The 11198-nt window shown below is 66.9% G+C and carries 14 protein-coding genes; 3 read left to right on the forward strand and 11 right to left on the reverse strand.

Going from position 1 to position 11198, the window contains the following annotated elements:
* Positions 1 to 18: 18 nt before the first annotated feature.
* From DFS13_RS31450 to DFS13_RS31460, 3 genes are all read right to left on the reverse strand, one after another.
* Positions 19 to 1560 (reverse strand): FGGY family carbohydrate kinase, encoded by a 1542-nt coding sequence (locus DFS13_RS31450; RefSeq protein ID WP_111442556.1) that lies wholly within the window; start codon positions 1558 to 1560, stop codon positions 19 to 21.
* Positions 1557 to 3020, reverse strand: coding sequence for an MFS transporter (locus DFS13_RS31455; protein WP_111442557.1), 1464 nt, complete (start codon positions 3018 to 3020; stop codon positions 1557 to 1559). The genes DFS13_RS31450 and DFS13_RS31455 overlap by 4 nt, the downstream gene beginning before the upstream one ends.
* Before the next feature lie 240 nt (positions 3021 to 3260).
* Positions 3261 to 3980: an SDR family oxidoreductase gene (locus tag DFS13_RS31460; protein WP_111442558.1), complete on the reverse strand. Its 720-nt coding sequence runs from the start codon at positions 3978 to 3980 to the stop codon at positions 3261 to 3263.
* Positions 3981 to 4112: 132 nt separating this feature from the next.
* On the opposite strand from DFS13_RS31460, the gene DFS13_RS31465 reads away from it, so the two are divergent.
* The 3 genes from DFS13_RS31465 (at position 4113) to DFS13_RS31480 (ending at position 7150) form a co-directional block, all read left to right on the forward strand.
* Entirely contained in the window at positions 4113 to 5090 is a 978-nt protein-coding gene (locus DFS13_RS31465; protein ID WP_006488825.1) for a LysR substrate-binding domain-containing protein, read from the forward strand.
* Positions 5091 to 5204: 114 nt separating this feature from the next.
* The gene (locus DFS13_RS31475) at positions 5205 to 6593 is read left to right on the forward strand and encodes a nucleobase:cation symporter-2 family protein (protein ID WP_034178302.1); all 1389 of its coding nucleotides are present in this window, start codon (positions 5205 to 5207) and stop codon (positions 6591 to 6593) included.
* A gap of 131 nt (positions 6594 to 6724) precedes the next feature.
* Positions 6725 to 7150, forward strand: a complete 426-nt coding sequence (locus tag DFS13_RS31480) for an NUDIX hydrolase (protein ID WP_006488849.1) — start codon at positions 6725 to 6727, stop codon at positions 7148 to 7150.
* A gap of 75 nt (positions 7151 to 7225) precedes the next feature.
* Here the strand turns inward: DFS13_RS31480 and DFS13_RS31485 are convergent, their stop codons facing one another.
* The 8 genes from DFS13_RS31485 to DFS13_RS40970 form a co-directional block, all read right to left on the reverse strand.
* A complete protein-coding gene (locus DFS13_RS31485) occupies positions 7226 to 7438 on the reverse strand; it encodes a hypothetical protein (RefSeq protein ID WP_006488812.1) in 213 nt (70 codons plus the stop codon).
* Between the two features lie 404 nt (positions 7439 to 7842).
* Entirely contained in the window at positions 7843 to 8043 is a 201-nt protein-coding gene (locus tag DFS13_RS31490; protein ID WP_111442559.1) for a hypothetical protein, read from the reverse strand.
* A 35-nt stretch (positions 8044 to 8078) separates the two neighbouring features.
* The gene (locus tag DFS13_RS31495; RefSeq protein WP_111442560.1) at positions 8079 to 8894 is read right to left on the reverse strand and encodes a patatin-like phospholipase family protein; all 816 of its coding nucleotides are present in this window, start codon (positions 8892 to 8894) and stop codon (positions 8079 to 8081) included.
* A complete protein-coding gene (locus DFS13_RS31500; protein WP_111442561.1) occupies positions 8894 to 9529 on the reverse strand; it encodes a hypothetical protein in 636 nt (211 codons plus the stop codon). The genes DFS13_RS31495 and DFS13_RS31500 overlap by 1 nt, the downstream gene beginning before the upstream one ends.
* A gap of 10 nt (positions 9530 to 9539) precedes the next feature.
* Positions 9540 to 9785, reverse strand: coding sequence for a hypothetical protein (locus DFS13_RS31505; protein ID WP_134163175.1), 246 nt, complete (start codon positions 9783 to 9785; stop codon positions 9540 to 9542).
* A gap of 83 nt (positions 9786 to 9868) precedes the next feature.
* The gene (locus DFS13_RS31510) at positions 9869 to 10168 is read right to left on the reverse strand and encodes a hypothetical protein (RefSeq protein ID WP_111442563.1); all 300 of its coding nucleotides are present in this window, start codon (positions 10166 to 10168) and stop codon (positions 9869 to 9871) included.
* A gap of 36 nt (positions 10169 to 10204) precedes the next feature.
* Positions 10205 to 10774 carry a glycoside hydrolase family 19 protein gene (locus DFS13_RS31515; RefSeq protein WP_241308669.1) on the reverse strand — a complete coding sequence of 190 codons (570 nt, stop codon included), beginning with the start codon at positions 10772 to 10774 and terminating at the stop codon, positions 10205 to 10207.
* A gap of 2 nt (positions 10775 to 10776) precedes the next feature.
* Positions 10777 to 11163, reverse strand: a complete 387-nt coding sequence (locus DFS13_RS40970) for a hypothetical protein (RefSeq protein ID WP_241308670.1) — start codon at positions 11161 to 11163, stop codon at positions 10777 to 10779.
* Positions 11164 to 11198 lie beyond the last annotated feature (35 nt).

The following is an 11198-nucleotide window of genomic DNA, read 5'->3' on the forward strand; positions in this document are numbered from 1 at the left end:
GCTGGTCGTTCTCCGTGCTTACGCATGAGCAAAATCGGCCGCGTGCGCGAGCTCGGACGCGATCCGCGCATGCCAGGCCGCGCGCCGCCGCTGCCGGCTGTCCGCATCGATCGACGGTTCGAAGACGGCGTCGGTGACGAGCGTCGCACGGGCCGCCTCGAGCGATTCCCACAGCAACCCCGACGCGCCCGCGAGAAACGCCGCGCCGCGCAGGCTCGCGCGATCGCCGTCGCGCATCCGGCGCACCGGCACGCCGCTCACGTCGGCCTGGATCTGCAGCAGCGTGTCGCTGCCCGCGAGGCCGCCGCCGACGATCAGCTCCGACACGCCGGCCCGCGCGACCGCCTCGTTCGCCTCCATGCACGACGCGACCGAATGCGCGATGCCTTCGAGCACCGCGTGCGCGACCTCGGCCTGGGTCGTCGCGATCGAGATGCCTGACAGCAGCGCACGCGCGTTCGGCTCCATCCTCGGCACGCGCAGGCCGGTGAGCGCCGGCACGAAGGTCACGCCGCGCGCCGACCGCACGGTGCCAGCCAGCGCGCTGATCTGCGCGGGGTCGTCGAACCAGCGCAACTTTTCGCAGACCCAGCGCAACGCCGAGCCGGTCGTCGCGACGAAGGTTTCGAGCGAGTAATGCGACACGCCGCCGTGCCGCCGCGCGGTCATCGCCAGCGTGCCGTCGTGCGCGTGGCCGGGTTGCGCATGCGATCCGGCGTCGGGGCGCGCCGTCCCCGTCAGCAGATCGACGAAGCTGCCGGTGCCGTGCACGCACATCGCCTGGCCGCGCTCGACGCAGCCGAGGCCGACCGCGCCCGCGAACTGGTCGCCCGCGCACGCGAGGATCGGCACGTCGATGCCGAGCACGTCCGCGCGCGTGTGGCCGAACGCGTCGGCGTCCTCGCGCAGCGCCGGCAGCAGTTCGCGCGGAAAGCCGAGTGCGTCGAGCCACGGGTCGAAATAGCGATGCTCGCCGAGCAGGTACGCGCTGGCGGACGTCGCGTTGGTCGGCGTCGTGATGCACGCGCGTGCCTCGGACAGATGCCACAGCAGCCACGTGTCGATCGTGCCGAACGCGAGACGGCCGGCGCGATGCGCATCGGCCACCGCGCGCGACGTACGCAACTGGTGCACGGCCCACAGATACGGCGAGCGCACCCCCGCCGGCCGGCCGACCTGCGGCACCAGCACGCGGTTCCAGTCGGCCGCGAGACGGTCGAGCTCGGCCGCATGGCGCGTGTCCTGCCAGACCATCGCGGGCACGAGCGCGCGCCCGGTCCGCGTGTCCCACAGCACGGCGGTCGCACGCTGCGTCGCGAGCGCCAGCGCGACGATGCGCACGTGCTGTTGATGCGCCTGCGCGAGCGTCGCACGGCAGACGGCGAGCGTCTTGTCGAGGATCGCGTTCGCGTCCTGTTCGACGACGCCGGGCTGCGGGCTCTCGACCGACAGCGGCAGGTATTCCAGGCACGACACGTGGCCGCTCGCGTCGACGAGCGCGGCGCGCGTGCCGGACGTGCCTTCGTCGATCGCGAGAATGGCGTTTCGGGATTCGGTCATCGCTGCGTTTTCTCGATGGCGGGTTTCAGGAAGGCCGACGTGGCGCGCGCGGCGTCGCCGAAGTGCGGCGCGTCGGGTTCGTTGTCGGGATTGACGGTGGTGCGGGTCGGATCCCAGCGGATCGCGAAACAGATCGCGCTGGCCACGCACGGCACGATCGCGAGGATCAGGAACGTGTGTTCGAGGCCGTAGCGCGCACGAAACAGCGGAAAGACCAGCAGGCCAAGCGCGGCGCCGATCGAGCCGAGCGCCCCGACGATGCCGTTCGCACCCGCGCGCAATTCGCCGCGAAACGACAGCGACGACAGGCTCTTGCCGTTCGCGCCGGGGCCGGCCGAGTGGAACAGGATGAACAGCGACGGCACGACCACCGACAGCCACAGCGGCATGCGCGCATGAAACAACCCGAGCGCAACCAGCATCACGCAGACCGCCGCGAAGCCGAACGCCGACGCGCGACGCAGCCCGACACGGCGGCCGACCGCCGACGACGAGAAGCCGCCGACGATCCCGAACAGGTTGAACACGAGCGCGCCGAGCGTCGCGTAGACGAAGTCCTTGCCGAACAGCGCCGCGCTGATCAGCGGCAGGTACCAGCCGATCGCGAAGTATTCGATCGACTGGCCGATCTGCACGGTCGCGGCCAGGATCGTGCGCGGCAGGTAGACGCCGCGAAAGATCAGCAGCACGTTCGCGAGGCCGCGCGTGGCCGGATTGACGACGGGAGTACGTTCATGCGCGGGCGCGGCGACGAATGGCTGCCCGTAGATGCGCGTCATCGCGCGCGCCGCCTCGTCGAGCCGCTCCTTGCGGGCGAGCCAGATCGGGCTTTCGACGAGGAATGCGCATTGCAGCGCGAGGATCGCGACGCCGAACACGGCGGTCGCCGCCACCGAGTAGCGCCAGATCGAATCGCCGACCTGCCAAGCATGAAACAGCAGCGCGAGCAGCAGGTTCAGGCACACGGCCGTGTACCACATGCCCTGCCAGGTATTGAGTCGGCTCTTCAGGTGGCCCGGCGTGAATTCCGCGAGCATCGCCATCGCGATCGCGAAGTCGATGCCGTACGCCATCCCGACGAAGAAGCGGCCCGCGAGAATCGTATTGAAATCGGGCGCGAACACCACCAGCAGCGCGCCGATCACCGACAGCAGCTTCGCGGCGATCAGCGGCCGCACGCGGCCCCAGCGGTCGGCCATCCAGCCGCCGATCGGGTTGAACGCGATCGCGACCCACGACGCGAACGACGTCATCCATGCGACCTGCGCGGCCGACAGATGCAATTCGTGCGTCATCGGCCCGAGGCCGGCGCTCAATGCCGAGTTGGAAAATGCGTCGAGAAACAGCCCGCCGAGCGACAGCCACCAGACGAGTCCCGCCCTGCCCGCGATACCGGGGCGCGTGTCGAGAAAGGAGATGACGTCTTCAATGCCATGAAGCTTGACCGCGATCGTTTGCACAATCGGCCTCCGTATATTTGTTCTGTAAGAGGCCCGACATTGCAGATGCGATCGACGCATGGAGAGACCATCTTACAGATAGTCTCTTATCTAGATCTGCCTGCGCAATTTACGGCGGGCAACGCGCTGGTGTCAAGCGCGGTCGGTTGTGCGATGCAGCGACGCGCACGTCGGCGCTCCCCGCAATCGTTGCGTACGCAACGTCATCTCCCGGCTGGCCGCGCGCGGTCAGCCACCTGTTCACCACGGCACCGTGTGCCCCAGATAGTCGAGGTATTCGAGCCCGGGCCGCGCCCGCTTCGCGAGCAGCACGTCGACGAGGCTCGGCACGCTTTCGTCGATGGTCAGGCGTGCGTCGGGCCCGCCGAGTTCGGTGCGGACCCAGCCGGGCGCCATCAGCGCCATCGCGCGGCGCGTATCGGCCTGACGCGCCGCGAAGCTGCGCATGAACTGGTTCAGCGCGGCCTTGCTGCCACGATAGACCTCGCGCATGCCGCTGACGTTGTTCGCGACGCTGCCCTGCCCCGACGACATCGCGCCGATCAGCCCGTCGTCGGTCACCAGATCCTGCAGCGTCTCGATCGCGCGCATCGGCGCCAGCGCATTCGTGATCATCACGCGTACGAATTCGTCGGTCGTCACTTTACCGATCGTTTCGTTCGGATCGTTGGTCGTGCCCGCGTTCACGAACAGCATGTCGAAGCGCCGGCCCGCCAGACGCTCGCGCAGCGCGGCCAGTTGCGCGGGCGCGCAGATGTCGAGCGTGCCGATCTCGAGCCGGCCGTCGAACCGCTCGGCCAGCTCGTGCAGCTGCGTGCGCCCCGATTCTGCGCGCACGGTCCCCGTCACGTTCCAGCCCTTGTTCAGGAAGGCCTCCGCCATCGCGAGCCCGAGGCCGCGCGACGCCGCGACGAGGAGGATCGCGGGCGCGTTGCGTCGATTCGATTCAGTCGATTGCATGGTTTTTGCGTTTACCGTGTTCGTCATGCACCCACTATAGGCGGGCACCACGACAGGCGCCAGACGCACCGAATGCAATCCATCGTTGCATCGAACGCCATGTCACGCCTCGCAGTGGCGTATCCTGTCCACATGGAAAACATCGACCTGAACCTCGTCACCGCGCTCGACGCGCTGCTGTCAGAGAGCAGCGTGACCGGCGCCGCGCGCCGGCTGGGCCTGAGCACGTCCGCGATGAGCCGCACGCTCACGCGGCTGCGCGCCGCCACCGGCGATCAACTGCTCGTGCGCGCCGGGCGCAGGCTCGTGCCGACCCCGCACGCAACCGCGTTGCGCGACCGCGTGCATGCCGTCGCGAGCGACGCGCGCGCCGTGCTGCGGCCGGCGACGGCCGACGTCGACCTCGCGACGCTCACGGCCACGTTCACGATCCGGGCGGCCGCGTCGTTCATGGAAATGCTGGCCGGCCCGGTCGTGGCCGCGCTGGCCGACGTCGCGCCGCACGTGCGTATCCGCTTCGTCCCGAAGCTCGACAGCGATCCGCAAGCGCTGCGCGACGGCACCGTCGACCTGCAAATCGGCAAGCGCGGCGACGACGCGCCCGAGCTGCACACGCGGATGCTCTTTCACGACTGGCACGTCGCGGTGGCGCGCGTCGGGCATCCGCTGTTCGCGTCGGCCCGGATCACGCCCGCGCGCTATGCAGCCTGCCGTCACGTCATCGCGGCCCAGTTCGGCGATTTCGACGGACCGGCCGACGACTCGACCGGCCAGGCCGGCCCGGGCCCCGCCGTGCACGTCGTCGTGCCGGGCTATCCGGACGCGATGCGTGTCGCGGCCAGTACCGACCTGGTCGCGCTGGTGCCGCGCTCGAGCCTCGGCAACGCGTGCTCGCCGGGGCTCACCGACGCGCTCGGGCTGCGCAGTTTCGAGATCCCGGTCCGCTTGCCGGCGATCCTGGTGTCCGCGCTGTGGCATCCGCGCATGCACGGCGACCCCGTGCATCGCCGCCTGCGCGATGCGGTCATCGCCGTCTGCCAGCGCGCGTATCCGGATTCGCGCCCGCCACGCACGACGACGCGCGGCAAAGCAACGCGCGCAGCGGGCTGACGTCGCGCGGCTCACGCCAGCCGGCCGCCGTCGACTATTGCGGCACGGCCGGGCGGCGCCGGCGGGCCCTTCGGCTAAAATGCCGCACTTTCCACCTTGTCCGGCCCGCTCGCCATGCAACCCGCCTCCTCCGCCCAATCCGCCTCCCATGGCGCCGACGCCGCAGAATCGGCCCGCGACCTCGTCTACGGCCCGAACGACCGGCCGGCGCCGATGGTCGCCTTCGTCGCCGCGCTGCAGCACCTACTGGCGATCATCGTGCCGATCGTCACGCCGGGCCTGCTGATCTGCCAGGCGCTCGGCGTGTCCAGCCGCGATACGACCCTGATCGTGTCGATGTCGCTCGTCATTTCCGGCATCGCCACCTTCGTCCAGTGCAAGCGCTTCGGCCCGCTGGGCGCCGGCCTGCTGATCGTCCAGGGCACCAGCTTCAACTTCGTCGGCCCGCTGATCGCCGGCGGCAGCCTGATGGTCAAGCAAGGCACGCCGGTCGAGACCGTGATGGCCGCGATCTTCGGCGTCGTGATCGCGGGGTCGTTCGTCGAGATGGGCGTGTCGCGCATCCTGCCGTTCGTGAAACGCCTGATCACGCCGCTCGTCACCGGCATCGTCGTGCTGCTGATCGGCCTCACGCTGATCAAGGTCGGCCTCATCAGCATGGGCGGCGGCTACGGCGCGATGGCCAAGGGCACGTTCGCGAGCGCGGAGAACCTCACGCTGTCGGGCCTCGTGCTCGGCACGATCATCCTGCTGAACCGCGTGCCGGTCGTCTGGGTGCGCAGCACCGCGCTCGTCATCGCGCTTGCGATCGGCTACCTCGCGGCCGCGTTCCTCGGCCGCCTCGATTTCACCGGCATGCACCAGGCCGCGCTGTTCCAGGTCCCGACGCCGCTGCACTTCGGCATCGGCTTCTCGTGGGCGCTGTTCGTGCCGATGCTGATCATCTATCTCGTCACGTCGCTCGAAGCGATCGGCGACGTGACGGCCACCAGCAAGATCTCGAACGAGCCGGTCGAAGGGCCGGTGTGGATGCAGCGCATCAAGGGCGGCGTGCTCGTCAACGGCGCGAACTCGCTGCTGGCCGGCGTGTTCAATACGTTCCCGAGCTCGGTATTCGCGCAGAACAACGGCGTGATCCAGATCACCGGCGTCGCGAGCCGCTACGTCGGCATCTGGATCGCGGGCATGCTGGTGGTGCTCGGCCTGTTCCCGGTCGTCGCCGGCGTGCTGCAGGCGGTGCCGGAGCCGGTGCTCGGCGGTGCGGCGATGGTGATGTTCGGTGCGGTGGCCGCGTCGGGCATCAACATCCTCGCGGGCGTCCACCTCGACCGCCGTGCGCTGCTGATCATCGCGGTGTCGCTCGCGCTCGGCCTCGGCGTGTCGCAGGTGCCGGACATTCTGAACAGCCTGCCGCATGCACTGAAGAACGTGCTGGAATCGGGCGTGGCGACGGGCGGCATCTGCGCGCTCGTGATGAACTGGTTCCTGCCGGAAAAGAAGTAAAGGCAAACGCGGCACGAACCGCATGACGGCGCGGCACGCATGACGGGCCGCGTCGTTCGACCGTCGTCCGCGAACGTCAAATCGGGTCAGGCTGCCTTGGCCGATCGATCCGCGCTGGTTAGAATGGCTCCATGCCCCAAACGCGAGCGCCCAACCCCTCCGCCGAAACGAGCGCCGTCCCGATCAAGGAACGCGCGACCGTCGTCTGCTACCGCGACGAGCAAGTCCTGCTCGTCGCGCGTGCGTCGTCGCGCTGGGCGCTACCGGGCGGCACGATCAAGCGTGGGGAGACGCCGCTCGAAGCCGCGCATCGCGAGTTGTGCGAAGAAACCGGTGTGACCGGCCAGCATCTCGTGTACTCGATGCAGTTCACCGGGCTCGCAAAAATCCATCACGTGTTCTTCGCGGAAGTCGGCCCGGACCAGACACCGCAAGCGAACAACGAGATCGAGAAATGCAAATGGTTTCCGATCGACGGTGTCGATGCGCTGCGCGCCAGCATCCCGACGAAACGCATCGTCGAACTCGTCTACAACCACGAAATCCGTAAAGCGTAGGCATCGGCGGCGAACGCATGCACGCGCAGCCGGCGAACTCGAGTCGATTTTCGTGGATCAGCGGCACGCGTGCGCTCAATGCGAGCGCTTTCTTCGCAGTTCGTGCGTGGAATAGACGACGAGGAAAACGCCTAGCATCGCGACGCCGGACGCCATGAAGTCGTTCGCGCTTCCCGAGCCGTGCAAGGATTGCGGGAAGATGCCGAGACTCAACCCTGCCGCCGCGAGAAACAATCCTGCAGCCACACCCCAGATCGGTCCGGCGGTCTTTTCGATTTTATTTTTCATACAGCACCCGTCTACAGTCATGACCTGAACGGTATCGGCAAAAACGCGCGCGTCTACCTTCAGTCATTTCACTATAGCCGGGAAATAATTCCCGCACTTCTAGTGCTTTTCCCGATCAAGTTTGCGCGGTCGCGGCCGTTGCGCGATGCGGGCGCTCGACGCGGGCGCGCGCAGTCCGAAGCATGCCGAGTCGAGAGAAAAACGAGGTGGCGGAAGGCAGCAGGAGTCGAACCTACCCAGGAGCGTCTGACGCCCCTAACCGGGTTTGAAGGCCGATTCCACTGTACGCATAATCAGTTGACAGGCCGCAGACCCCTGACGCCATGCGGGTTTCGTCATTCGTCAATGCTGTAAAAGCGTACAGTGACCACGCGTGCGAAGGCAGAAAAATCCACACCCCTCAATCAGGCTGGTCGCTCAGTCAAACTCGTGCGCCAGTCGCCAATAAACCCGAACGTCGGCGCCGGGATCGGCTCCGAAAACCAGAAATCCGTATAGGCCGCTACGTTCGGCGCGAGGAACCAATTCGCGGTACCGTTGGCATCCATCGCCCACCAGCGCGCGTTCTTTGGCGCCCTCTTCCAATCAACCTCGGGATTTCCCATTCAGACCTCCGCCGTAACGAAGGAAGTCTAGATGATCATTGCGCCTCGGCAAGCATCTCCGAGAGCGCTCCGGCCGTTGCTCGATAGCCGTCGTCATACAGGCGCTGTCGCGTCGCGACGGTCATATGCCGATCGAACGAACTGGCATAGCCCGTCGGCACTCGCACGAACGCTGCGCCCGTCATCTGGTCGAGCGCGAAATGCGTATCCTCGTTCGATGCGAGCATGACGTCGATCATCCGCGGCGCGAGCGTCGCAATTCCATATCGACCAGGCTGCAGCGGAGAATCGTCGGACTCGAGGAAGATTCCGACCCGCGGTACGTCGTCGACCGTCAGGTCGCTGACTGGCATGTTGTCGCACATGCCGCCGTCGACGAACAGGCCACCCGCGACGGATACCGGCACGAACACGATCGGGATCGACGCGCTCGCGCGCGCGGCCAGCGCGATCGGGACATCAGGCGTCGAGGTCTTCGAGAACTGGAATTCGCGCTCGCTCAACAAGTCAGTCGCGATCACCTTCAGATCGATTTCGAGCTCGGCGAAGGTCTTCCCGCTCGTCACGCCCATCAGATACTCGCGCAGGGCCTCGCCGCTGCATAGCGCCTGGCGCCGGATCAGCGTCCACGGCGAAAAGCTCATCATCCGCGACCAGTCCATCTCCATCAGCATTTGACGCATCACGTCGAGCGGCACGCCGCTCGCGTACATGCTGGCGACGATCGACCCGCCTGACGTACCGGCGAGTTCGACGATCTTGTAGCCAGCATCCTCGATCGCCTGCAGCGCGCCGAGATGCGCGCCGAGGCGAAAACCGCTACCGCTCAGGGCGACGCGGAGGGGCTTCATCACAGCGGCGCCCCGGCGAGCGCCGTCGAGGGGTAATTGACTGCCGGCACCGCGCGCAAGAAGCCGTCGATCTCGACCGGCTGCAGCCGATCTTCGAGCGTTTCGAGCCGCTTGTTGAGCGCCCGGAAATTGCGGTTCAGATCGTCCGCAGCGAGCACGTCGCCGGAATGAAACGTCGTCATCGCGTTCGGCGTTGCCGGCGCCACGGAAACGGGCGATGCAGGTGCCGGTGCGGTAGCCGTCGCAGGCGGGAACGCCACGTCGACCATGCCCTTGATCGTGCCGATTGCGAGCACCGCGGTCACCTGATCGGACTGCGACAGCCCGGACGCCTTCACGACCGTGATGAGCAGCGGCGTGACCGCCGACGAGATCGACTGCACGCTGACCTGCGTGACGGACGCACCGGCGGCGCAGACCGCATCGACATTCGGGGCGATCTTCTCGTTCAGCGTGACCGCCGCACCGCCGGTGAAAACGCCGGCCCGCGACAGCGTGCCGATTTCGGCCTGCAGCAACGGGCACACCTTCGAGGCGACCTGTGCGGGCGTTTGCACGGAAAACGACGAACATGCGCTGAGCAGCGCAACGGACGCGACAACACCTGCCGCGAGCAGCATCGAAAAACGCTTCATGGGAGTTTCCTTACTTGAGGGACTTGAGCGCCGTCACCGCGGCGGAAGTTGCCGCGCCGACGACATCGGATGCCGCTGACGCGGCGGTGGCCTGCCCTGCGAATGCTTCGACGTCGGTTTCGCGGAGCGAGATGGAATAGCTGTTGTCGGACTGATGCGCAAACGTCGCCTCGACGGTCGCCATCTGCTTACCGTTCCAGACGCGCAACACGCAGCAGCCGGACGGCGCGCCGGCGGCGTCGACCAGCGGCGACACCTCGTATCGGGCAATGCCGGCATATCGAAGCGAGTCGCAGCCAGCGAACGCAAGACATGCGCATACCGCGATCGCGCCGCGGATCACTGGATCGTCGGCGCCGGGGCCGCCTGCGGAATCGGCGATGCAGTACCCGAAACGGAGATGTCCGCCGTCTGCGACGCGGGCTTCAACGGCTCCCCACTACCGAGTTCGGCCGTCCCGGTCAGTCCGGTCACAATCGGCCCAACCGATCCGGCCGTGGCGTGATAGACGCCGAGGCCGGCCAGCGTGTAACCGATCGCGTCGACCAACGATTGGGGCGGCACATAATGCAGCAGCACCAGCGCGAGCCAGGCGCCGAACAGAAGGACAGCTGCGATGAATTTCATCCACGGGGTCATGTGGTTTTTCTCCTAAAAATTCCGCGAAGCGGCGGGTCAAATTGCGATGCCGAGCGCTGCCCGGCAGGAATCCCAGAGCGCGAGGCGATCGGGCATGCCGTTCGGCGTGGCAGTTGAGCGCGGATTGCCGAAATTGATCGCGCGGCTGATCGACAGGAAATCGCCAGCGTCGGCGAACGCACTCAAGGCGTTATCCGCCCAGAACTGGGCAGACGCCTCGGCCGCCACGCTCGGCTGCACGATCTGGTCGGGATTGCCCTCGAGGTCGACGCCGATCTTCTGGCCCATCACGCGGAAGTTGTAGCGGCCAGTGATCTGGAGAAGACCGCCGCCGCGGTACCGGAACCCGTCGCCGGGCTGCGTATTGCCCAGCTCAACCGCCTTCGTCGCCGGCGGCTCGTACGCGCGCTGCGCCGGCGTCGGCCCCCAAAGTTCGCGGAGCCACTGGAAACGGCCACACTCGTGGCCGCACTGAGCGAGAAACGCAGCCTGGCGCATCGGCGAATCGATCGCATACAGCGCCATCGCGGCCGACAGCGGATCGGCCCATGGCGTCGCGGATGCGATCGGGATCTGCAGCGCGGCGGAAAGCGTTTGTGGTGTCATGGTCAGCCCAGAAGAAGTTTCACGACCGCATTCGCCCAATCGGGAATCGGCTCGTGCCTCATGTAGCGAAAGACGATCACGCCGACCGCGCCGAACGCGATCGTCGGACCGGCAACATGCCGCACGAGGAATCGCCATGCGTCAGCGAGCCGGCACAACGCACGAACGACCCGCGCGCCGCCCTCCCACGTGTCGACCATCGATTGCGTGTTCGTCTGGATTTTTGAGACTGACGCGACGATCGAGTCGATCTTCTCGTCCTGTCTTTGAAGGTGCTCCTTCACGGCCTCGTCACTGGCGTCGATACGTCGCTCGAGCCTCGAAAAGCGTTTCTCACCTGCGCGGAATCGCTCTTCGACGCGCGCGTTCCCCGATACGTTGTCGGTCATTCATCCCCCGGAAATGAAAAAGCCACCCGAAGGTG

This window comes from Burkholderia sp. 28_3 (genome assembly GCF_003253915.1).
In the GTDB taxonomy this organism is placed as follows: domain Bacteria; phylum Pseudomonadota; class Gammaproteobacteria; order Burkholderiales; family Burkholderiaceae; genus Burkholderia; species Burkholderia cenocepacia.

Coding starts and splice junctions, on each gene's coding strand:
- DFS13_RS31450 (WP_111442556.1), bottom strand. CDS start 1,560: ATGACCGAATCCCGAAACGCCATTCTCGCGATCGACGAAGGCACGTCC.
- DFS13_RS31460 (WP_111442558.1), bottom strand. CDS start 3,980: ATGCAATCGACTGAATCGAATCGACGCAACGCGCCCGCGATCCTCCTC.
- DFS13_RS31465 (WP_006488825.1), top strand. CDS start 4,113: ATGGAAAACATCGACCTGAACCTCGTCACCGCGCTCGACGCGCTGCTG.
- DFS13_RS31475 (WP_034178302.1), top strand. CDS start 5,205: ATGCAACCCGCCTCCTCCGCCCAATCCGCCTCCCATGGCGCCGACGCC.
- DFS13_RS31480 (WP_006488849.1), top strand. CDS start 6,725: ATGCCCCAAACGCGAGCGCCCAACCCCTCCGCCGAAACGAGCGCCGTC.
- DFS13_RS31485 (WP_006488812.1), bottom strand. CDS start 7,438: ATGAAAAATAAAATCGAAAAGACCGCCGGACCGATCTGGGGTGTGGCT.
- DFS13_RS31490 (WP_111442559.1), bottom strand. CDS start 8,043: ATGGGAAATCCCGAGGTTGATTGGAAGAGGGCGCCAAAGAACGCGCGC.
- DFS13_RS31495 (WP_111442560.1), bottom strand. CDS start 8,894: ATGAAGCCCCTCCGCGTCGCCCTGAGCGGTAGCGGTTTTCGCCTCGGC.
- DFS13_RS31500 (WP_111442561.1), bottom strand. CDS start 9,529: ATGAAGCGTTTTTCGATGCTGCTCGCGGCAGGTGTTGTCGCGTCCGTT.
- DFS13_RS31510 (WP_111442563.1), bottom strand. CDS start 10,168: ATGACCCCGTGGATGAAATTCATCGCAGCTGTCCTTCTGTTCGGCGCC.
- DFS13_RS31515 (WP_241308669.1), bottom strand. CDS start 10,774: ATGACACCACAAACGCTTTCCGCCGCGCTGCAGATCCCGATCGCATCC.
- DFS13_RS40970 (WP_241308670.1), bottom strand. CDS start 11,163: ATGACCGACAACGTATCGGGGAACGCGCGCGTCGAAGAGCGATTCCGC.